This window comes from Elizabethkingia occulta (assembly GCF_002023715.1).
Classification (GTDB): Bacteria; Bacteroidota; Bacteroidia; order Flavobacteriales; family Weeksellaceae; genus Elizabethkingia; species Elizabethkingia occulta.
Genome location: NZ_MAHX01000018.1, coordinates 236796 through 258845, shown reverse-complemented (window position 1 = coordinate 258845; position 22050 = coordinate 236796). Strand labels below are relative to the sequence as shown.

General features: G+C 37.5%; 18 protein-coding genes. 6 read left to right on the top strand and 12 right to left on the bottom strand.

Annotated elements, in window-relative coordinates:
- The first annotated feature begins 48 nt into the window (after positions 1–48).
- On the top strand, positions 49–1698 hold the full coding sequence (locus BAZ10_RS15205) for a fibrobacter succinogenes major paralogous domain-containing protein (RefSeq protein WP_245803833.1): 1650 nt from the start codon (positions 49–51) through the stop codon (positions 1696–1698).
- Positions 1699–1857: 159 nt separating this feature from the next.
- The gene (locus BAZ10_RS15200; protein WP_078772747.1) at positions 1858–2850 is read left to right on the top strand and encodes a phosphatidylinositol-specific phospholipase C; all 993 of its coding nucleotides are present in this window, start codon (positions 1858–1860) and stop codon (positions 2848–2850) included.
- A 70-nt stretch (positions 2851–2920) separates the two neighbouring features.
- Here the strand turns inward: BAZ10_RS15200 and BAZ10_RS15195 are convergent, their stop codons facing one another.
- The 4 genes from BAZ10_RS15195 to msrB all read right to left on the bottom strand — a co-directional run bounded on the left by BAZ10_RS15195 (position 2921) and on the right by msrB (position 5738).
- Positions 2921–3733 (bottom strand): ferritin-like domain-containing protein, encoded by an 813-nt coding sequence (locus BAZ10_RS15195; protein WP_078402323.1) that lies wholly within the window; start codon positions 3731–3733, stop codon positions 2921–2923.
- A gap of 26 nt (positions 3734–3759) precedes the next feature.
- Positions 3760–4470 (bottom strand): ferritin-like domain-containing protein, encoded by a 711-nt coding sequence (locus BAZ10_RS15190; RefSeq protein WP_078772746.1) that lies wholly within the window; start codon positions 4468–4470, stop codon positions 3760–3762.
- 66 nt (positions 4471–4536) lie between these two features.
- Positions 4537–5106: a fasciclin domain-containing protein gene (locus BAZ10_RS15185; RefSeq protein ID WP_078772745.1), complete on the bottom strand. Its 570-nt coding sequence runs from the start codon at positions 5104–5106 to the stop codon at positions 4537–4539.
- A gap of 116 nt (positions 5107–5222) precedes the next feature.
- Positions 5223–5738, bottom strand: a complete 516-nt coding sequence (gene msrB, locus BAZ10_RS15180; RefSeq protein WP_078402321.1) for a peptide-methionine (R)-S-oxide reductase MsrB — start codon at positions 5736–5738, stop codon at positions 5223–5225.
- A gap of 61 nt (positions 5739–5799) precedes the next feature.
- On the opposite strand from msrB, the gene BAZ10_RS15175 reads away from it, so the two are divergent.
- Both BAZ10_RS15175 and BAZ10_RS15170 read left to right on the top strand, forming a co-directional pair.
- Entirely contained in the window at positions 5800–6402 is a 603-nt protein-coding gene (locus BAZ10_RS15175; protein ID WP_245803832.1) for an RNA polymerase sigma factor, read from the top strand.
- 1 nt (position 6403) lies between these two features.
- On the top strand, positions 6404–7222 hold the full coding sequence (locus BAZ10_RS15170) for an anti-sigma factor (RefSeq protein WP_078721166.1): 819 nt from the start codon (positions 6404–6406) through the stop codon (positions 7220–7222).
- Positions 7223–7279: 57 nt separating this feature from the next.
- On the opposite strand, the gene BAZ10_RS15165 is transcribed toward BAZ10_RS15170, so the two are convergent.
- Positions 7280–8257 carry a DUF2971 domain-containing protein gene (locus BAZ10_RS15165; protein WP_078721167.1) on the bottom strand — a complete coding sequence of 326 codons (978 nt, stop codon included), beginning with the start codon at positions 8255–8257 and terminating at the stop codon, positions 7280–7282.
- 221 nt (positions 8258–8478) lie between these two features.
- Here BAZ10_RS15165 and BAZ10_RS15160 point away from each other — a divergent pair, with 221 nt between their 5' ends.
- Together BAZ10_RS15160 and BAZ10_RS15155 are read left to right on the top strand one after the other, a co-directional pair.
- Complete coding sequence (locus BAZ10_RS15160; protein WP_078772744.1) at positions 8479–9168, top strand: TMEM175 family protein; 690 nt, start codon at positions 8479–8481, stop codon at positions 9166–9168.
- 280 nt (positions 9169–9448) lie between these two features.
- Positions 9449–11464 (top strand): BCCT family transporter, encoded by a 2016-nt coding sequence (locus BAZ10_RS15155; protein WP_078772743.1) that lies wholly within the window; start codon positions 9449–9451, stop codon positions 11462–11464.
- A 75-nt stretch (positions 11465–11539) separates the two neighbouring features.
- Here the strand turns inward: BAZ10_RS15155 and BAZ10_RS15150 are convergent, their stop codons facing one another.
- From BAZ10_RS15150 to BAZ10_RS15120, 7 genes are all read right to left on the bottom strand, one after another.
- Positions 11540–12688, bottom strand: coding sequence for an acyltransferase family protein (locus tag BAZ10_RS15150; RefSeq protein ID WP_078772742.1), 1149 nt, complete (start codon positions 12686–12688; stop codon positions 11540–11542).
- Positions 12689–13265: 577 nt separating this feature from the next.
- Positions 13266–14012: a hypothetical protein gene (locus BAZ10_RS15145; protein ID WP_078772741.1), complete on the bottom strand. Its 747-nt coding sequence runs from the start codon at positions 14010–14012 to the stop codon at positions 13266–13268.
- 86 nt (positions 14013–14098) lie between these two features.
- Entirely contained in the window at positions 14099–15280 is a 1182-nt protein-coding gene (locus BAZ10_RS15140) for an MFS transporter (RefSeq protein WP_078772740.1), read from the bottom strand.
- 233 nt (positions 15281–15513) lie between these two features.
- Complete coding sequence (locus BAZ10_RS15135; protein WP_078772739.1) at positions 15514–15741, bottom strand: heavy-metal-associated domain-containing protein; 228 nt, start codon at positions 15739–15741, stop codon at positions 15514–15516.
- Positions 15742–16001: 260 nt separating this feature from the next.
- Positions 16002–17420, bottom strand: coding sequence for an MFS transporter (locus BAZ10_RS15130; protein WP_078772738.1), 1419 nt, complete (start codon positions 17418–17420; stop codon positions 16002–16004).
- A gap of 48 nt (positions 17421–17468) precedes the next feature.
- Positions 17469–18818 (bottom strand): TolC family protein, encoded by a 1350-nt coding sequence (locus tag BAZ10_RS15125; RefSeq protein ID WP_078772737.1) that lies wholly within the window; start codon positions 18816–18818, stop codon positions 17469–17471.
- A gap of 112 nt (positions 18819–18930) precedes the next feature.
- Positions 18931–22035 carry an efflux RND transporter permease subunit gene (locus BAZ10_RS15120; RefSeq protein WP_078772736.1) on the bottom strand — a complete coding sequence of 1035 codons (3105 nt, stop codon included), beginning with the start codon at positions 22033–22035 and terminating at the stop codon, positions 18931–18933.
- Positions 22036–22050: the final 15 nt, after the last annotated feature.

Here is a 22050-nt window from a genome sequence, read left to right as displayed (position 1 = left end):
TTCTATGAAATAAGCTTTAGATATTGATAAAAACACAAACAAATAAAAATGGAAAAACGAAAGACACAATTTATTCCGAAGCGTACAGGTTTTGGAATAACGATTAGTGTAAGCCTATTATTGATCTTATTTGCAATATTCTCTTGTCGCAGCAGCGATGCAGACAACAAAATAACTGCAGGCGGTACTGCCAATGTGAAGATCAATATAGAAGGAGAAGCCTTTGATGATGTTGCTGATCTTGGCGGACAGGCTTCTTTAGGTAAAAATATTTCGAAAGCGACACCCCTTGTACAGAGAAAGGAAATTCCTTTTAACAATGATTTTACGTTGGTAGCAGAATTATCACCAGTTAAAACTTCGTTAGGTAATAAGACTCAGGCTTCATTAAGTGGTAATCTTATAGCAGCAACCGGACCAACACCTTTGGGTAATGGGATCAGATACAAAGTAGTAGTTTTCCGATCTACAGGGGAATATGTAACAGAGCGAAATTATATTCGTGGTCAGGAAAGTAGTACAGCAGATCTTAATCTGGATGGAGGAAGCAGCTATACATTCATTGTTTATTCTGTAAAAAGTCAAACTGATTTACCGGATGTTACCTATACCAATACTTCTAACAAAATACTGGCAACGGCCAGTATTTCGGGATTGGCAAATACAGTAGATTTTATGTACTACCGAAAAGATACATCGGTATCCGGAGATCAGACTAATTACCTGAGTGTTATTCTACTGCATAAGCTAAGTCTTATTACAACGACAATAGATGCATCGGCTACAGGTTATAATATTACCGCTGTTACTGCCAATATAGATTCCAATTATCCATCTTATAATGTGCCTTTGTCCAGTGGTACACCCGCTCAGACCGGAACTGCCGGAACTGCAGCTGTAACATTTCCTACTTTAGGAACGCAGGTTGTTGTTGCAAATCCTGTCATGTTGAATGGAAATACAACTACAGGTAAATTTACTTTATCTACAATTACCATCGGACCACTGACCCAAACTGTATCGAGTGCAGCGTTAACAGGACTTAAGATTACACCGGGCATTATGTACAATCTGAAATTTACATTGAACCCTGCAGATATTTATCTGGACAATTATAATGGACAAAAAGCAGCACGTATTAACGGAAAAGTATGGATGCGTTATAATCTGGGAGATAATAGAGCAGACCCGGATACTGGACCTTTATTTGACCAGTCTAATTTTTATCAGTTTGGTCGTAGCGCAGTTGTCGCAACAGGATCTACCCAGACTGCTGAGATAGCAGGATGGAATACCACTATAGCTGCAGATAATGCATGGAATAGTGGAACTGAAGCTGCGCCTGTTAAAACCGGAAACGATCCATGCCCACAAAATTATCGTATACCAACACGTACAGAGTTACAATCTTTATTAGATGGTACAACAAAAAGTGAGATAGGTACTTTCAGTGATTCACCAACAAATTTTAGTGCTGCAAAAGTATATACAAGTAACAGAAATAGCAGTGTTAAGCTTACGTTTCCTGCAATTGGTGCTCGTAATGCTGCTGGCGGAAGAGTAAATAACCGTGGAATAAGTCCGCACGTATGGACCAGTACCGCCAGTGACGCCAGCAATGCTTATGCTAACGGAAGAAATGCAATTGTTATCCACCCTAAAAATACAGGAAACTCAATTCGTTGTATAGCTATATAAATATTGGATAACTATATTGAAATTATATAACAAAGCCCCATAATGGGGCTTTTGTTTTTTTTGACATAGCAGTTTACTATAACTTAATCAGAGTTTAAAACTCTGTTCATCTGCTTTGTACAAGGGCTGTGTATTTTTATATCTGGTAATATATCACATATGAAAAAACTAACTAACTATTTGCTGACCGCTGCAATTGCAGGCGTATTCTTTTCATGTTCAGAGAACACCATGGAAAGAGATTCCGAAGGTCTTAAAGCCCAATTAAATGCTGCTGCCATTAACAAAGCTTCTTTAGCTTCAGTAGGAATTAGCAACTGGATGTCTGCTTTGCAGGATAATGTTTCTTTGTCACAAATCTCAGTACCCGGGACTCACGATTCGGGAGCTACAGTAGAATTTCCTTCAGGGACTGCAAAAACCCAGAATCTTACTATCGCTGAACAGCTTAATATTGGTGTCCGCTTTCTGGATATCCGCTGCCGACACATTGATGATTCTTTTGCCATACACCATGGACCTGTTTATCAGATGTTGAACTTTGATGATGTACTGAATGCAGTTTATACATTTTTAGACAGCCATCCTACGGAAACAGTGATTATGTCGGTAAAGGAAGAGTATAATGCGTCTAATACAACCAGAAGTTTTGAAAAAACCTTTGATGCTTATGTTCAGAAAAATCCTTCTAAATGGGATCTGGGAAACAATATTCCTAAACTGGGAGATATAAGAGGAAAGATAAGACTATTGAGAAGATTTCCTGCGGAAACAAAGCCTAAAGGAATGGATGCCACAAACTGGGCCGATAATACCACTTTTGAGATCAGTAATGATTCCCCGGTTAAAGTAAAAGTACAGGACAACTATAAAGTAGATAATAATGATACTAAATGGTCTCAGATTCAGACCGTTCTTAATGAGGCTAAAGCCGATACCAGTGGAAAGTTGTTCATTAATTTCACAAGCGGTTACAAACCTCTAATATTCGGGATTCCAAGTATTCCTACAGTTTCTAATGCCATAAATCCAAAGCTTAAAACCTTCTTTCAGAGTAGTGCACAGGGCTCTTATGGCATTCTGCCAATAGATTTTATCAGTGCAGAACTGGCAGAGCCTATCGTTAAAACAAATTTTTCAAACAATCCTTAGAAAATCCCGAATTATTACAGAGCCCTCGTATGAGGGCTCTTTTTGTTAATTTGTTATGTGGATGTATCCTTTATACAATGAATAAAGATGCAATAGCTTTGGCATCATCACCTGTAAGAATCTCATCATAAGAAGCGGAACCAGCAGCGGCTCCAAATGTTGTACTGGTGTTGTATCCTGCCTGATTGGTATTATCTTCTCCTGCATACACAGGATTGGTTGCTGCAGGCATATTTCCGCCGTCCGCAAGCTCTATCCAGCCTTTATTAGCTCTCATTCTTCTGACTTGCGAGGCATGTCTGGCTTCTACTGAATGAATCTGAAGGGCTGCCTGTAAAACAGTTTTATTTGACATCACATTTCCGGCTTGCCCTTTATAAGCTCTTACCCCGGTATCTTCGAAAGCCTGAGCCAGAATAAGAAACTGACTATAATCCGTAAATGGAGAAAATTTACCTTTTGCTGTAAAGTCGAAGGTTGGTTTGTTACCAGGAGTGGTTCCCAGGGAAGTTAATGTATTTTTAAGAAAGCTTACGTGTGCAGATTCATGTTTGGAAATTTGCATAAATACGGTTCTGTCTTTAGCGGGGATAAGCCCGGGAGCAGAAAGACCAATATTATAATATTCATTTTCAAGATATTCAAGGACTAATGCCAGTTGTAGTGCATCTGTGAGATCATTTTGAGCCATACTCACAGCCATGGATGATTGTTTTACAGTTTCAGCTTTTGTAGTCATCATAGAACCTAAACCCAGAGGTACGGCTGCTATCGCTGCTTTTTTTCCGAAAGTATATATGTTTGTAATTGCTTCTGATCTGGATGAACCCGCAGTAAAGAATTTGTCATCAGAAAGCTGGTCTAATAATTTAAGAATGTTCATAACAATAGGTTTTAAAAATGAAATAATTAACTAATGCCTCTTTCTTTCCACGTAAAGCGGGTTTTTATAAATCCACCTGCAGTCATAACGATGTCTTTAGGCTCTTTAGCAACATCCAGTCCGTTAGCATCTATAACATCATCTCCTGAAAAGTCAGCCGATCCGGGATTTATAAGATTTCTTATTGCTGATGCGTGTCTTGCTTCCACGGAGACAATCTTTCCGGCGATAACAAGATATGCCGGATTTGTAATATATTTTCCCGCGGCATTGTAGGCAGCTACTCCGGTGTCTTCCAAAGCTTTGGCTGTAGCCAAAACAGAACTACGATCATTAAAATTTACATTGGGATATTGAAACTCTAATTTTGGTAAAACATGAGAGGTGGCGCCACTAATTGCTGCTTTGAAAAAATCTCTGTGAATAACCTCGTGGTGATAAAGATCTGTGAAAATCTCTTTTTCGTTACTAGAGATTCCTGTATAAAAATTGTTCACCACCTTGGTATAGAAATCGGCTTCCAGCTGCTCTAGTGCATAAGCATAATTAAGTACTCCTACATCACCTTGTCCAAGGTCGAATACCGTATCGTCCATGAAGTTGAATCCATCACCATCATTGCAACCCACCATTGTAAGACCTGCCATCGCAAGACCAATTCCACCAAGCTTTAAGAAATTTCTTCTGCTGGTATCCAGGGTTGCTCCCTGGTTTGAAATATGAATTGTTTTTTTCATAATTTTATTTTTTAGGTGTTAATATTTGGTGTGAAAATTTGTGTTTTTGGGATAGAAGCCGAATGACTAAGGCATAAGAACTTTGTCTATAACATGAATAACTCCGTTGGATTGGTTTACATCAGCAATAGTAACTTTGGCACTGTTGCCTTTAGCATCTTTTATATAAAGATCTTTGCCTTTTGTCCAGAAGGTAACACCTTCTCCTTCTACAGTTTTCATCATGCTTGTTCCGTTTCCTGCTTTTACAGCTGCCCAGATTTGTTTAGCATTGTACTTTCCGGAAAGAACATGATAGGTCAATATCTTAGTCAGCATTTCTTTGTTTTCTGGTTTCAAGAGATTTTCTACTGTTCCTTTTGGTAATTTATTAAAGGCTTCGTCGGTAGGAGCTAACACTGTAAAAGGGCCTGCGCCTTGTAGCGTTTCAACAAGACCTGCTGCTTTCACAGCTGCTACAAGTGTTTTGTGGTCATTGGAGTTTACTGCGTTTTCTATAATGTTTTTAGAAGGATGCATAGGAGCTCCTCCTACCATTACTGTTTTTTCTTTCATTACTTGTGCAGTAAGATTTCCGCTATAGGCAAATGATAATATAAGCATTCCTAAAGCTGTGATTTTTGATTTTGTAGTCATTTTGTTTGATTTTTTTATTAAACATTATCTGAATTTATTCTTATTGGCATTTACGAGTTTGGTTTTATTTTAGATTTAAAAAAGTCGAATAATTTTGTTAATTAACTGAAAATGAATTATTTATTTTTTAGTGGGGTGAAGTCTAAACAGACAGAATTCATACAAAAACGCTTTCCGGTAGGTTCAGGGCCGTCGTCGAAAATATGACCGAGGTGAGAACCACATCTTCCACATAAAACTTCTGTTCTTACCATATTGTAAGAAGTATCTTTTCTGTATTTTACACTGTTCTTATGTATTGGTTGGTAAAAGGAAGGCCAGCCACATGTGGTTGCAAATTTTGAAGTAGAAAGGAATAATGGATTACCACAAACTGCGCAGTAATACGTTCCTTTCTCATCGAATTCATAATATTTCCCTGTAAAAGCTGTTTCGGTAGCTCCTTCTCTGGCTACTTGGTACAATTCGGTGTTCAGAATTTTTTTCCATTCGGTATTGCTCACATTTAATAAGTTGGTGGCCGTACGGGAATAGTATGGATTCTGAATTTTAAATTTTTCAGACTGAGCACAGGCCTGGATCGAAATCATTAATGACAGGCTGATAGCTATTGTTTTCAATATTGTATTCATGAATATAAATTTTAAGTATTATTGTCATAAATACATATACGAGATAAAAAGTTAAACAGATTTGTATTGTTATCTTCTTTATTTTGTTACATTTGGAAAAGAAATATATACCACAATTAAAACAAACTATTCGGAAGAGGAGCTTATCGTTTTATTAAAAGAAAAAAACGAAACTGGTTTTCATCATTTGTATGATAACTACTCTGGTGCATTATATGGTGTAATATTCCGAATTGTACAATCTAAAGAATATACTGAAGAAATTATTCAGGATGTTTTCGTTAAAGTCTGGAACTCTATCCACCAGTATGATCAGCAAAAGGGTAGGTTTTATACCTGGATGATCAATATTGCCAGAAATACGGCAATAGATTACTTAAAATCAAAAGGTTTTCAAAACGAGTTAAAAAACCAATCTATCCCAGATTTCGTATATAACAGTGCAGAGCTTTCTACATCCAATAATACATCTGATTTTATTGGCTTTCATAGTGTTCTGGAAGGTTTGGAATCGGATAAACAGGAGCTCATTAATATGGCTTATTATCAGGGTTATACACAAAATGAAATATCCGAGCAATTGAAAATACCGCTGGGCACAGTGAAAACAAAAATGAGAAATGCACTAATGAAATTAAAAGATTTATTAAAAGATTATCAATAAATTGAATACTAAAGAATACATATCATCCGGAATTATAGAATCTTATATTCTAGGTCTTGCTTCTCCCGAGGAGGCAGGTATTTTGGAGTGTGTTATGAAGAATAATGCAGAGGTTAAGGCTGCTTTTGAGGAAGCGCAAAAAACTTTAGAAGATCTGGCTACAGTACAAGCTATGACGCCGCCAGATGATTTGAAATCTAAGATCTGGGCTAAAATTCAGAAAGAAGAAGTAACAGAAGCACCAATATCTGAGGTTGCTGAGCCTGTAATTAATTTAAAAATTGAAGAAAAAGGTAAAACGGCCGAGGTTAAAAAGAGTAATAACTGGAAGAACTTTGCAATTGCAGCATCTGTGTTGTTTTTGGTAAGTATTGCAGGGAATATGTATTGGATAAATCAACAATCTGAAACCAAAAAAGAAATTGCAAAACTTACAACCGTAAACACATCTCAGGATTTAGCATTACAAAAAATGAATGAGAAATGGCAAATGTTGTCCGGTTCTAATATGCAAATCATTACTTTGAAAGGAGTTGAAAAACACCCGGAATCTAAAGCTACAGTTTTCTGGGATCAGAAAACTAAAGAGGTTTATCTGAATGCAGAGAGTCTGCCAAAAGCACCAAAAGGTATGCAATACCAACTTTGGGCTATTGCAGACGGAAAACCAGTAAATGCCGGAATGTATACTGAAGAAAAAGACAGTAAGATTGCTCTTTCAAAAATACCAAAGGCTCAGGCGTTTGCGATAACGCTTGAAAAAGAAAACGGAAGCGAAGTACCTACTATGGAGAATATGTATGTAATGGGAGGAACTTAGCCGGAGATTATTTAAAAACTATTTACGATACAAAAAGCCCTCAATAAGAGGGCTTTTTTATGTTATTTCAATAAAACCTTTTCGCTTAATATATTTGAAGCTGAAATTTCTAATCGCAAGTTTTCTCAAATCATTTTTACATAAAATTTGCAATGTAGGTTCATTGGTTTCGCCTGTTAATACAATGTCCTGAACTTCCAAGATATTTGGTAACTCTATTACTTTTAATATAATTCTTTCTATTTGTTTTTTGTATTTGTAATACTCTTTTAGATTTTGTTTTAATAGTAATGTTCTGTCGAAAAAAGCCCTGTTCTGATAATATTGAGGACTGTTTGGATACAAATCTTCAATGGGTTTAACTTTCAGCTGGTATTTTTTAGAACTAATTTCTATTTGCTTGTACTTTAGTCCTCTGCCTTTCAGCAAATTCATTGTGTTTTTTATATCCTCTTTTCGTGCCTTTGCTCCGAATATAATAGACTTAACAGCGGTGTGATTGTAAGTAAGAAGTCCCCAATCTTCAAATGTTATTCTTAATTCATTTTCCTTTTCCCAGGCAGTCGATTTATTGCCGATAATGCTTTGAATATTGAGTTGTCCGTTTAAGGCCTGCTGGATTATCTTTGGAACCCTGGAGGTATTGGTGTATTCAATGTCAAACATAAAAGCACAAGGAATATCAGCATTGAAGTTAAAGTCTTTCAGTAGAATATCTGTTTCGTATTCAATAGCAAACCCTCTGTGAGAATCGGAATATAAAGCCCATAAAATTTCATTATCCACGTCTTTTGAGAGTGAATATACACCCTGGGTTTTTAATAACCGAACAACTTCCGAATAAGCAGCTTTTAGTTCGGCTTTATTGGTTAAATAGGGTAGGCTCTCTATGAATGACTCATCATTTATTGGATCCATAAACTGCATACTTTCAAACGGATCATTAAGATCCTCATATTTTGATGCGAATAGCTGATTACAGGTTAGTGTAATAAGATCGCGCCCATAGTTACTCCTATATTTGAAAACTCTCATATAATAATTAACTTAATCTGGTGTTAGATTGATTCTTTAAAATTACGGTTAACAACAGAAAATTAAAAATTAATTTTTAATTGTTTGTTCTGTGGTGTTTTAATTATAATGAAAATATATTGAATAATTACTGGTGGTATTTGTAATATTTTGGAGTATAAATTCAGAATAATCATTTTTTATTTTAAATTTGATTAACACCAAAAAACAAAAACTTTAATATGAAAAACCACGAAAATGAAGGTTATTCAGGAACAGAGGTAAAACATCCGAAACAGGAATTTCAGGTAGAAAGGCTGGCTTTCTTCAGCGATGCTATTTTTGCAATAGCTATTACCCTTCTTATTATTGAGTTCAAAGTACCACATGTGACCAAAGAAAGTACATATGCTGAGATACTCGGAGAATTGTCGGAACTGAAGTATAATTTTCTGGCACTGCTTTTTAGCTTTGGCTTAATCACAATGTTCTGGATCAGGCACCATTTTCTGTTCAAGCATATTCATAATTACAACGGACCAGTGATCCGGCTGAATATGTTAATTATGCTTACTATTATTTTCTTCCCTTTTACTACGACGTTTTATGCGGATTCGGTTGAAAATTTTGCAGTATTTACATTGGCATTCCGGTTATTTGCTCTCAATAATATACTGGCAGCACTTAGTATTTTTGCTCTTTCTTACTATGTTTTTGTTGCACATACAGAGCTTTCTTATAGTATTCCGGAGCATTATAAACGTAAATTTTTCTCAGACAACCTGTTTCTGGCAAGCATGTTTATTTTACTGCTTGTACTCACATTTTTCACTGATAGTGCAAAGCTATTAGGAGGGATTGCCTGTGTTGTTGTTTTTGTGAAAAATATTCTGGAGAGAATTTTAAATATCAGTCATGTAAAGTATTCCTGATTTTGAGTTTTGGAATCGCTTTTATTTAGTTGTAAATCAATTGGTTGTATTCGTTTTTAAACCGTTTAATTATTTGTCCTTATATTTGCAGCGTAATTATAGTCTTTTCTATCACTATTAATTTCCCTTTTTAGCATACAGGTATTCAGCTGATTTTGCTGTACCGTTTTCTAGTATGCGCCAGGAAATTCCAGAACAAAGGCTCCATTTTTTTATATGTTCAGGTCTATATTCCGTACGATGGTATAAGGAATGTACCTGCTTTTTAACTAATACAATAATGATGAAATTTTCTAATTTTAAAACTACATTTAGTAAGGGCGTTACAGTCCCCAGTTTAATTTTTATAATTGCCGTCTGTGTACTTTCGGCTGTTTTTCCAAAACTTACAGAAGGAATTCTGAACAATGTAAAAGAATTTATTTTTGTTAAACTGAACTGGGTCTATGTATGGTCGGTGACCATATTTGTTCTTTTTCTTATTTACCTTATGTTTAGCAAGTACGGAAATATCCGGCTGGGCAGAAATGACAGCAAACCTAAATATTCTTTTTTCTCATGGATATCCATGCTGTTTGCTGCAGGTATGGGAATTGGGTTAATGTACTTTAGTGTTGCAGAACCTATGCAGCATTATTCCAACGATATATTTACCGGAAACAACCACATTAACAGAGCCAAAAATGCACAGTTGTATACCTTCTTCCATTGGGGGATTCATGCATGGGCTATTTATGGAGTTGTCGGTTTGGCTTTATCATATTTTGCTTACCGTTACAGATTGCCTCTTTCTTTGCGAAGCTGCTTTTATCCATTACTAAAAGGTAAAATAAACGGACGATGGGGAAATGCTATCGATGTTTTTGCTTTATGTAGTACCTTTTTTGGTATTACCACAACATTAGGTTTCGGAGTCGTGCAGATCAATTCCGGTTTGCAGACATTGCATATTGTACCCGAGAATAGCTTTATTTATCAGGTTATTATTGTAAGTGTTTTAGTTACTCTTTCTATTATTTCTGCTGTTACAGGAGTAGACAAAGGCGTAAAATTGCTGAGTAATATTAATGTAATCAGTGTAATTGTTCTACTTGTATTTGTACTGGCTTTAGGGCCAACAGTCTATTTGATTGGTAGTTTTACAGAGGGATTGGGTAACTATATCAACAACTTCTTTAACCTTACATTCGGTACCCATGTCTATGAGGAAGAGACCTTACCATGGTTTTATAACTGGACAATCTTGTATTGGGCGTGGTGGATTTCATGGTCTCCGTATGTAGGACTATTTATTGCTAAAATTTCGAAAGGGAGAACCATCAGAGAATTTATTGCAGCAGTACTTATCCTGCCCACCTTATTTAATTTTATCTGGATGTCCGTTTTCGGAAACAGTGCAATCTGGATTGACCTTCATACAGCTGGCGGAGCACTTAGTCAACTGGCTGGTGATCCGGATGCATTAATGTTCAGGTTTCTGGAATATATGCCATTCTCCTCAATTGTAAGCTTCTTCGTAATATTAATCATTCTTATTTTCTTTGTTACCTCTGCGGATTCAGGGATGTTTGTGATGAATAGTATTGCAACAAAAAATGCTAAAGTTTCTCCGAAATGGCAAACTGTCTTCTGGGGAGTATTGCTCGCTGTACTGGCATTATTATTACTAAATGCAGGTGGACTAAAGGCATTACAGAGTATGACGTTGATTACGGCATTGCCATTCTCCTTTATTATATTGCTATTTATTGTAAGCCTGATGAAGGCACTTATTATTGATAAGAATTACTACGAACGTGACTTCTCCGCATCTACAGCTCCGTGGTCAGGAGAATACTGGAAAGAACGACTGAAACAGATTATCTCGCTGGACGATCGCCAGTCAATAGATCATTTTATAGAAACAACAGCCAAAACAGCTTTTACAGAGTTGCAGGCTGAGTTTGCAGAGAATGGAACAGAAGCAAAGATCAATACTTATGAAAATCCTACGCGAATCGAAATAGAGATTCAGTATGACCTGGTGAATAACTTTGTATATGGAGTAAGAAACCAGTCCAGAACTGTATCTGCCTATCTGCTGAATGAAGACAATTTACCGGATGCCGAAGATAACCAGGCGCATTTTCCGAGATCCTATTTTGGTGATGCCCGTGAAGGTTATGATGTAAGGCTCTTTACTAAAAACGAATTGATATCCGATGTATTGAAGCATTATGAACGTTTTATAGAGATTATCTCGGAAGAAAGGAACGAAATGTTTATAAGCAGTAATGCAAACAAGAGAATGAAATAGAAGATATTCTATATAATAAAAACAGCAGGCTATCCGAATAGTCTGCTGTTTTTATATAATCCTAGATTTTAATTACTAATTTTTTATGCTGCTTTTGGACTTTAAAAATTTTGCAGTCAGGTATTTTCTCACTGGTATATCATAAAATTTCAGACAGATATAGGCCAGAATAATACTGCCTATAACTACTGCTGCAGCACCTGGAAATGACTGCTGAAATGTAAGATTACCATTTTTTACCCATGCATAATACAGATAAATAAAAGGGTAGTGCACCATATACAACGGATAGGAAAGGTCTCCGAGGAACTTACAAATACGGTTTGTCAACTGACTGGTGCTTTTTTCTGAAGCTCCAAACCATACCAGAAGCGGGAAAAAAACAACACAACATACTGTATCATATAATCCATTCATCCAGAGATGCTCTGCTCCGCCTATACGAGGGATAGCCAGAAACGTAACGAGAATGATACCACATATCCAGAATGCACCTTTTATTTTCAGTGGTTTAAAAACACGGAAAAGAAGCAGTCCGGCAGAAAATGAAAACATAAATCTCAAAAATCCTGCTGTAAATTCGATTCCGGTCAATGAGAATCCTGCACAGATATCACCATAAGGTTCAAATATTGCAAAAGCTCCCAAGCCTAATCCTGCAGCAATAACCAGAGCTAAAAGTGCTTTTGTAGAAAATCTGCGGATAATCAGTGCATAGAGAATACTACCTATATATTCAAAGAATAAAGACCAGCTAGGTCCGTTTAGCGGAAACATCTCACCAAGGCCACGGACTTCGGTTCCCGGAGGAGCCGGAATTAAAAGAGCATTGAGAAGCGTTGCTCCAAATAATGATATGGCAGATACTTTTGATACATCCCACACCGCACAAACTTGTGTATAGAACAAAATTCCACCAATTATAGCACCCATTACGACCATTGGATGCAAGCGTATAATTCTACGTTTAATAAAATCCTTAGTCGTCATTGTTCCCCAACGGTCACTATAGGCATAGCCCATTACAAAACCTGAAAGAATAAAGAAAAAATCAACAGCCAGATAACCATGATTAATGCGCTGATCTAAATGGCTTGTGGCAAAAGCCTCAAAAATGTGGAAACATACCACAGTAATAGCTGCTACTCCACGCAAACCATCGAGAATATTGTAATGTGGCTTGGTATCTGCAAAAGCAGCTGTAGGGGGGTGAGTGTTTAACATGAAATAAGTTTTGGTTATTAGTTTTCTTTACTTCTTAAAGGTTGAATATTTGAGAATAATAAAATAGACAACCATTTAACTGAAAAGATGAGCAATATATAAATAAAAGCCTGAATTTTAAAGGAAAGGAAAATAATGTACTTGTATGGTTATCTATTATTTTCTTTTTTAAAGTTCGTTACTTCTTTTTATAAGAGCTGAAAATGATGATTGGTTTCCGCCAAGACTAAAAAACAATGCAGACTTTCATAAATCAATAACCGAAATGAAACAAAATGGATTTGTAACAAAGGTTCCCGAGCTGAATGAAGGCGAGAAATTACATATCCATTATCTTACAGCTTATGACAAAAGAGATGAAAAAAGGTAAATACCTGGTTAGCTGTAGATGAGTCTAAAAGAAATTTGGAAAACCAAATAGGTATTTGGTAAACAACCTGAATATACAAAGCCTATCTTTGTAAATAAAATACTGCAAAATGAGAAAGCTCTGTTTTATAAAAACAGAGCTTTCAGATGGAATACAAATTTACTCTGTAGCGTAAATAAAAATGCATCTTCCTTTTACATATAGTGATTAATGATGGGCACCATGATTATTGAGGCTTGTTTCTGTTTTTGTTCCTTCTGAAACTACCACAGTAAAATCTGCAGTATGAACCTTTTCATCTATTTTAAACTGTACCCACATTCTGTATAAACCAGCTTTTTCAATATAAGTTTCTGCATAAATTGGAAAACGTTGGTCCGACATTGGGTGAATATGAAGAAAGTCTTTGTCGGCTTTGTTTATCATTACGATATGAGCCGTTGCTCCAAGATAAGGCTGCATATCCTTTTCCAGAAGTCTTGTTCCATTTTTCTCTACAGAAAACTGCAGGCTTTGTGCTCTGTTTGTTTTTAGATCATTCCGGTTAGCTAAAGTCACCAGGTATCCATCAACAGTAGCAACTAATTTTGTTTGTAGTTCCTGACTGCTGGATATTTGTTTACCTTGTACTTCAATTGTATGTTTATCAACGGCTGCTTCGCCTCCAATAGGCTTGTAATCAATGAACAAAAGATATTTTCCTGCTGATGGAAAAGTTTCAGAAACAAGGTAAGTTCCGTCTGTCTGTTCTTCAGGATGAATATGATCAAACCATGTTAATTCTTCATTTACCAGTAATAGATGCATTTTCATAGTATGTACAACTTCTAAAGGAATACTTTTACCATTTTCGGTTACCGAAATAAGAAAGAATGCTGGTTTTCCAGCTTCTGCAATTTCTGGTTCAGAATCAATCTTAACTTCTGGTTTGTTTGTGTGCTGATGTGTATTCATATTTGATGATTTATTGTCTTACTATACAAATTTCCATAAAAATATATCTATAATTATTGTGGTATTTGCGTTTAGATTTGTAATATTTACTGATTATTATGTTTCATAACTCTTATAGTTATTATGAGTGTAATGATAAGTAAGGGAAGTAATACTAAATTAAGCCCGGTCCAGCCCCAATGATTAAATAAAGCCCCTGCAAAAAAACTCGAAATACTGATGACTGTAAAAACTGTGAAATCATGGAAAGCTTGTGTTTTCTCCTTTTCTTCAGGCTTATAGACTTTTGTAAGAATAGATGTTCCTCCTATAAAAAGAAAATTCCAACCTAACCCTACAATAAATAATCCAACAATAAAATTGATAAAATCAGTTCCCGAAAAAGCTATAGACAAGTATATAAACAGAATAAGTATTCCTGCAATAATAATACGATGTACACCAAATTTCTGAATAAGTGTACCTGTAAAGAAAGAGGGTAAAAACATACCCAATACATGCCACTGAATAACCATTGCTGTATTGTCGGGCGAATGTCCGAAATCATGCATGGCTATAGGTGTAGCAGTCATGGACATTCCCATTACTGTAAAAGCTGTCGCAGAGGAGAATAAAGCCAGAATGGTATTTTTATTTTTAATGATTTCTTTTAAAGGGCGTCCGTTTTGTTTTTGAATATGAGTTGGTAAAACAGGAACATGCTGAAGTTTTAATAGTGACACTACCCCAAAAGCTAATATGCCTAGCAGAATAGTGGAAAGATAAGAATATGCATAGGGGATTGTGCCTATGTCTTGTGTAAATCTTGCGAGATTAGGCCCTGTAAAGGCAGCAACAATACCACCTCCTATTACCCAGGATATGGCTTTACTTTTTGCTCGATCAGGAACAGAATCTGCCGCTACAAAACGGTAGTATTGTGTGAAACCCTGATAAGCCCCCAGCAGCATATTACCCACTGAGAATATCCAAAAAGATTGATGGATGATACCGTACCAGGAAACTATACCAGATAGAGCGCCGATTACTGTACCTGTCATAAAAGCTTTTCGCTGACCTATTTTTCTCATGATCATAGAAGCAGGTATCATCATGACTGCTGCACCAATAGTCGTCATGGCAAGAGGTAATGTAGCCAGATTTTTATCGGGTGCCATTTGCATACCTACTATTCCGGATAATGTTATTACCAGAGTGGAAGAGGTTTGATATAATGCTTGCGATAAAAACAATATATATACATTGCTCCAGTTAATTTTTGCTTTCATAATCTTTATTAGATTTTAAACAACAAAATTGTAAAACTAAAATCAATTTTATGTTACGGTATTTACTGTTTGTTTTATGAGTTTTACAGATTTTGCACTTACAAAAACATTAAGGGCTGCAATATTATATTGCAACCCTTAACTTTTGCTCTGTCTATTTTATTCTGAAAAATTTATACGAATTTTTATGGAATATCATACATAATAATTTGATGGTTCAGAATAATAAAAGCTTAAGCTTTTATAGGCAGAGGCTCAGCATGAAAACCTTTCTTTTTAATGATATTTATTACTTCTTCTTCAGAAATACCCTCAGCTTTTACTGTAAGTGTTTTATTGCTGTTGGCTACGTCAACATTCCATTCAGAGATACCGTCGGTATTATTAAGTTCAGATTCTACTTTTGCAACACAACTGGTGCAATTAAGGTTTGTTTTGAATTGAAAATTTTTATCTTCCATTTTACTTTTGTTTTTAACGTTATTGTTATTACAAATTTCATTCAATAGAGAGCAGTTTTGTTTGCAATATTTCATCTTTTATTTGTGATATTTACTGGTTGTTTCATGAAAAGAGTTACGGAAAACCAATCTTTATTATTTTCACATGTATTCTTATTATCACCAACCACAAAACCTCACCTCTGAGAGGCGAGGCCTGTGGTGGGCTTTTTAAACACCACAACTAAACTACTACTACTACTATATTAAAGTAAATTTTATTATTTCATTGATCGTATATGTACTGCTGCAATAATTGCAGCAACAATACAAATTACTCCGGCAGAGAAAAAGGCCGTTTGAAAACCTATATTAAGAGCTGTGGATTCCACTTCTCCAGCCATTTTAAGACTATTCGTTTTAGCGGCAGAGATGGCTACTATAATTGCCAGTCCAAGAGCTGATCCAACCTGATAACTAGTATTGACTAAACCTGATGCTAGTCCTGTTTCTTCAGGTTTTGCCCCAGACATAGAAGCTACTGTTGCCGGAATATAAGTAAGTGACATGCCTATTGCACCTAATAGTGATGCTGGTAATACATGGACAACAAAGGTTCCGTCTGATGGGACTTTGCTAAATAGAATAAGTGATATTGCAAGGACAAACAGACCTATAATAATATTGGACTTGAAGCCAAACCTTGCTACCAGTTTTCCCGTAACGCCTACCATTAGAAACATAATAGCCAATGTCATTGGTAATAGCGCTAATCCACTGTTAAAGGCCGAATAATGAAGTGTTTGTTGTAAATACAGATTAAGGAAAAACCACAGTGGTATCCATGCTGCTGCTAGTAATGCCATGACGATGTTACCCGCTGAAAGATTAGGTACTTTGAAAATTGACAGGGGCATCAAAGGTTCGCTTTTCTGTTTTTGAAGAATATAGAAGGCAAACAGCAATATCAATGATAGTAACAGAAGACCAATGGTATGTACCGAACCCCAACCCTCGCTTTCAGATGATACTATAGCATATACCATTAGTATAAGAGCTGCTGTTGCCAGAATAGCTCCCACCATATCTACTTTTCCTTGTCTTGTCTCACCAGTGAATAGCAGGCTGCGGCTACGCATTAGTACAATGAGGCCTACTGGAATGTTAATGAGGAATATCCAATGCCATGAAAGCCATTCGGTAATTGCTCCGCCGAGAAAAACCCCGGCTGAACCTCCAGCTGCTGCAGAAGCACCCCAAAATCCAAGCGCTTTGTTAAGTTCTTTTGGATCGGTAAATTTGGATAGAACTAATGTAAGTGCTGCCGGTGCAATAAATGCAGATCCCAGACCTTGAAGAGCTCGCCCTATATTAAGAGTAGATTCTGACCATGCGACACCTGCCAAAAGAGATGCTGAGGTAAGAATGGCAAACCCCCACATAAATATTTTGCGTGCCCCGAATAGGTCTGACAGACGCCCACCTAGTAATAAAAAACCGCCAAAAAGAATAACGTAGGCATTAAAAATCCATTGCAGTCCGGTTTGTGAATAGCCTAAATCTGCTTTTATTGCGGGTAATGCTACTCCAATGATTGAGGTGTCCATTATTACCAAGAACTCGGCGGTGCATAATAAGAAAAGAGCCGCCCATCTTTTGCTATAAGGTGTTGTTGGTTCAACTGATGAAATGTTTTTCATATTTATTTTTAGTTAGTATCTGAATTTTAGTATTGTTTGTTCTATAGACTATAGTTCCAACATTCCCAAAGCATGTTGTAACTCTGTATATAATATTCTTAGATTATATACTGCTTGCAGGTAGCTGATTTTAGCCTGTGTGAGCGCCAGTTCGGCGTCCGTCAGTTCCAATCGGGAGCCTAACCCGTTTTTGAAACGGTCTTCAGTCATTTGATGGTTTAGCTCTGCGGATTGTACTGTTGTTACTTGGATCTCCAGTTGGGTGGACGCTTCTTTCCATTTACTGATGATGCTTGCCAATGTTGTCTTTACTTCATCTTTCAGGTCATTCAGCCTTATCTGTTCTTGTTGTGTTATTATTCTTGCCTGACTGATTCTGGATTTGCGTTGCCCACCGTTAAATATAGGTACGCTAACTTGTAATCCCAGGAAAGAAGTTCTTGGCCAAACATAGTCATTGAATTTCAGATTGTCTGCCTGCGCCTGTACCTGATATTGACCGATTATCGAAACTTTAGGCAATAATTCAGCTTTGATGGCATACAGTTTTTGCTGTTGCATAGCTATTATAAACTCCTGTACATTTAAGTCATTTCGATTGGTTTCAGCAATTTCCAATGCTTCACCCACATTAAGAAACGCACTTTGGTTAGCTTTCATATCAAATTCCAGTTCGTCAGTAAGCTCTAGTTCCTCTGCATCTTCCAATCCTATAAGTCTTTTGAGCTCCATACCGGAAACTTCAATGCTATTTCTGAGATAGGAAACCGAAGATCTCAGGTTCTCCACAGCTATAAAGCTCCGTAAAGTGTCCGATTTTAGCCCTCTGCCCTGAGTCAGCAAAGCTCGGGAATCTTTCAGGGCGCGGACATTACGCTCATGGCTTTGTTCCAAAAGACTGAGTTGGCGCTTCATCATCAATATGTCGAGATAACGAGTAGAAACCCTTAGTGCTACCCGACTTTTCAGGTCTTCCGTCTTTTCAGACTGGATTTTCTCATTAAGTTTGGATGCCTGTGTCAGCCTGTGTGAGGCAAAATCGAGAACGGGCTGATATAAAGATACGTATCCGTTAAAGGCATTTCTGCCACCAACAGCAACTTCCTGTACCGCTTTATTGGTTCCGGCAAACGATCCGGGGAGGAAAATGTTCTGACGGTCAAAATAGTAAGAATACACTACTCCTGCCGAAATATCAGGCAACAGCCGCCCTTTACTTTCCCGTGTCTGCTCTGTAGCATTCTTTTCTTCCAATATCTGTACCTGCAATGCTTTGTTCCCCTGTTTTGCCATAGTCAAAGCTTCCTGAAGCGAAAGCGTCTTTTTTTGAGCAAGTAGCGGAGTACTGCTTGTGAGCAATAGCAGGGCTATTATAAGTATATGTGATGCTTTTTTCATGTGAAAATGTTTATTGTCATAAATGGGTTCACCGATTATTTTGTCATATTTTATTCTTATCACCTTGCTCAGTCGAATGGCGAATCAACTGAGAGGGGATAATCTGGCAATTTTATTTGTTATCATCAACAATTGTTATCTCGTTTTCATCCAATTCTACAGCTTCTTTTCTGCGTTTGTTACTGGACAGATAGGAGTATACTGCCGGAATAATGAACAGGGTAAGTATTCCTGAGAATACAAGTCCACCTGCGATAACAATACCTAGCGACTGACGGCTGTTAGCAGTAAGTGCGATAGGTAATGCCCCGAATATCATAGCCAGTGAGGTCATCAAAATAGGACGGAATCGCTGCTCTGCTGCCTGTATAGCTGCTTCGTATTTGGATAGTCCCGTGTCTTTCAGGTGATTGGCAAACTCCACGATCAGAATTCCATTTTTGGTGATAAGTCCTACAAGAGTGATGATACCTATCTGACTGAATACGTTAAGGCTTTGACCAAACCAATGGAGACTGAGAACGGCTCCTGTGACAGCCATTGGTACGGTAAGCATAATGGTCAGTGGGTCACGCAGACTCTCAAATTGTGCAGCCAGAATCATGTAGATAATTACTAGGGCCAGAATAAGGGTGAAAGCGATATTACCCTGGCTTTCTCTGTAATCACGTGACTGACCGGCTAAAGACGTTTTGAAATTTTCGCCCAATACATTCTTTTTTATACGTTCTATTTCCTCTATTCCCTCGGCAAGGCTCACTCCAGGAGCCGGAGCTGCAGATACAGTGGCAGAGGTAAACTGGTCGTAGCGGTATATAGCTGCCGGACTTACTGCCTCTTCGGTGGTAATAAGATTATTCAACGGAATCAGTTGTCCTGTATTGGAACGTACATAGATGGAATTAAGGTCTGTGATATCATTTCGTAATTCACGTTTCATCTGTCCGATAACCTCATATTGTCTGTCATTGCGTAGGAAATAAGCATAACGTAGCCCAGAGAGTGATAGTTGTAAAGTGCGAGCCACTTCTTCTATGGAAACACCCATCAGGGCTGCTTTTTGCCTGTCAATATTAATTTTGATTTCAGGTTTGTTTATTTTCAGGTCAGCATCAGCAAACATCAGTTTTTTACTCTGGCGTACAGCATTTAGAAACTTAGGAAGTGCTGTCGTAAGTGTGCCCAAGTCCTGTGCCTGCAATACAAATTGTACAGGCATGCCCCCACCATAGCGCGTACCAATTGTAGGTGGCAGATAAGGGAATAAAAGAAACCCTCTAAAATTTCCGGATGCCGCTCCGTACTGATTGTACAAATCCTGTATGCTGGCTTTTCTTTCTTTAGGGTCTTTCAGATAAATACTCTGTACAGCAACATTAACAGGAGCCGGAGCCGGAATAAAAGAAATAGCTACCATGGAATAAGTCTGGTACAATCCATCTGTAGAATCGTTGACATATTTGCCCACTTCCATCATGTGTTTTTTCATATAATCGAAAGAAACACCTTCGGGCGCTACAGCAATAAGATTCATGTTGGAACGATCTTCTACCGGAGCAAGCTCGGAGGGTAGTTTTTTACCGACAAAATAGATAAGCAAGCTGGTGCCCACAAGGAACACCCACGCCATCCACCGGACACGCATAAAGGCAGTTAATAAACGCGCATATCCGTTGTTCAGGCGAATAAAGAAAGGTTCTGTTACCCGATGAAACCAACCTGGTCCTTCTTTCTTTTTCAGAAAATAGGCACTAAGCATAGGCGTTAATGTAAGGGCAACAAATGCTGATACCAGTACAGATCCGGATACAACAATGGCAAACTCTTTAAAGAGTTGTCCACTGATACCTCCCATAAAGACAATGGGTAAAAATACGGCTGCCAACGTAATGGTGGTAGAGATTACAGCAAAATAGATTTCCTTGGAACCTTTAAATGCAGCTTGTACCGGAGGCATACCTTCTTCTATTTTTTTATAAATATTTTCTAGGACAACGATAGCATCATCTACTACCAAACCAATAGCGAGTACTAAACCTAGTAATGTGAGTACATTGATGGAAAAGCCAGCTATATACATTATGAAAAATGCTGACAGTATGGATACCGGAATGGCAATGACCGGAATGATAGTAGACCGCCAGTCGCGTAAAAACAGGAAGATAATAATGACTACAAGCCCAAAAGCTATAAAGAGGGTTTCTTCTACTTCTTTTATGGATTCGCGTACGGATTGTGTGAAGTCGAATCCTACAATAAGACGATACTCGGATGGGATATCCTTGCGTAATTGTTCGAGACGTTTGTAAAATTCATCTACTACCTGAATAGCGTTTGCCCCTCGTTGAATCTGTATGGCTACACCCACACCCACACGGTTGAGATTACCGGTTTCGTTGATTATGGCAGTACGTTCGTTCATTTCTCCTAGTTCTGCTGAACCTATGTCTTTCAAACGGATAACTGTATTTTCAGTCTGTTTGACAATCATCTCCTCAAAATCGGATACAGTAGTGAGCCTGCCCAGTGTACGTATACTCAGTTCACTGTTATTTCCTTCCACACGTCCGGACGGAACATCTATATTTTCCCGTAACAATGCCTGTCGGATATCTTCCGGTGTCAGTTTATAGGCTGCCAGTTTTATCGGATCAAAGCGTAGCCGCATGGCGTATTTATGTTCACCTACAATGGCTACATTGTTGATCCCCGGAATGGATTGTACCCGGTCTTTGATAATGGTTGAGGCAATATGACTAACGTTTTTAATATCTTTAGTATCACTTTCTACTTCCAGAAAGGCTACGAGATTGTCTGGTGAGGATGCTTTTTGTACGATAGGTGGATCCACATCTGCAGGAAGCTGCTTCCTAGCTTTGGATACTTTATCTCTCACATCATTCAGGGCATCTTCTATATCTATATCACGGTTAAATTCTATCGAAATAACACTTACCTGTTCTCTGGATTCAGAAGAAATAGTCCTTATTCCATTTGCCTCGGCAATGGATTCTTCCATAGGCCGGGTCAGTTTGGAAGCGATTACATCTGGGCTTGCTCCGGGGTAAAAGGTAACGACTGAGATTACAGGTGGTTCCGTGAGTGGGAATTCCCGGATACCGAGTTGTTTCCATCCCACGATACCAAGAATAACGATAAGGAGGGAAAATACACCGGCTAAAACTGGTTTTTTTATGCTTAAAGATGATATACTCATAATGTTGCAAATTGA

What these genes read in the sequence shown, in the direction of transcription:
- BAZ10_RS15190 (WP_078772746.1), bottom strand. Translation starts at nt 4,470, where the DNA reads ATGAAAAAAACAATTCATATTTCAAACCAGGGAGCAACCCTGGATACC.
- BAZ10_RS15185 (WP_078772745.1), bottom strand. Translation starts at nt 5,106, where the DNA reads ATGACTACAAAATCAAAAATCACAGCTTTAGGAATGCTTATATTATCA.
- BAZ10_RS15165 (WP_078721167.1), bottom strand. Translation starts at nt 8,257, where the DNA reads ATGAGAGTTTTCAAATATAGGAGTAACTATGGGCGCGATCTTATTACA.
- BAZ10_RS15135 (WP_078772739.1), bottom strand. Translation starts at nt 15,741, where the DNA reads ATGGAAGATAAAAATTTTCAATTCAAAACAAACCTTAATTGCACCAGT.
- BAZ10_RS15130 (WP_078772738.1), bottom strand. Translation starts at nt 17,420, where the DNA reads ATGAAAAACATTTCATCAGTTGAACCAACAACACCTTATAGCAAAAGA.
- BAZ10_RS15120 (WP_078772736.1), bottom strand. Translation starts at nt 22,035, where the DNA reads ATGAGTATATCATCTTTAAGCATAAAAAAACCAGTTTTAGCCGGTGTA.
- BAZ10_RS15205 (WP_245803833.1), top strand. Translation starts at nt 49, where the DNA reads ATGGAAAAACGAAAGACACAATTTATTCCGAAGCGTACAGGTTTTGGA.
- BAZ10_RS15155 (WP_078772743.1), top strand. Translation starts at nt 9,449, where the DNA reads ATGATGAAATTTTCTAATTTTAAAACTACATTTAGTAAGGGCGTTACA.
- BAZ10_RS15125 (WP_078772737.1), bottom strand. Translation starts at nt 18,818, where the DNA reads ATGAAAAAAGCATCACATATACTTATAATAGCCCTGCTATTGCTCACA.
- BAZ10_RS15145 (WP_078772741.1), bottom strand. Translation starts at nt 14,012, where the DNA reads ATGAATACACATCAGCACACAAACAAACCAGAAGTTAAGATTGATTCT.
- BAZ10_RS15150 (WP_078772742.1), bottom strand. Translation starts at nt 12,688, where the DNA reads ATGTTAAACACTCACCCCCCTACAGCTGCTTTTGCAGATACCAAGCCA.
- BAZ10_RS15140 (WP_078772740.1), bottom strand. Translation starts at nt 15,280, where the DNA reads ATGAAAGCAAAAATTAACTGGAGCAATGTATATATATTGTTTTTATCG.
- BAZ10_RS15195 (WP_078402323.1), bottom strand. Translation starts at nt 3,733, where the DNA reads ATGAACATTCTTAAATTATTAGACCAGCTTTCTGATGACAAATTCTTT.
- BAZ10_RS15200 (WP_078772747.1), top strand. Translation starts at nt 1,858, where the DNA reads ATGAAAAAACTAACTAACTATTTGCTGACCGCTGCAATTGCAGGCGTA.
- BAZ10_RS15160 (WP_078772744.1), top strand. Translation starts at nt 8,479, where the DNA reads ATGAAAAACCACGAAAATGAAGGTTATTCAGGAACAGAGGTAAAACAT.
- msrB (WP_078402321.1), bottom strand. Translation starts at nt 5,738, where the DNA reads ATGAATACAATATTGAAAACAATAGCTATCAGCCTGTCATTAATGATT.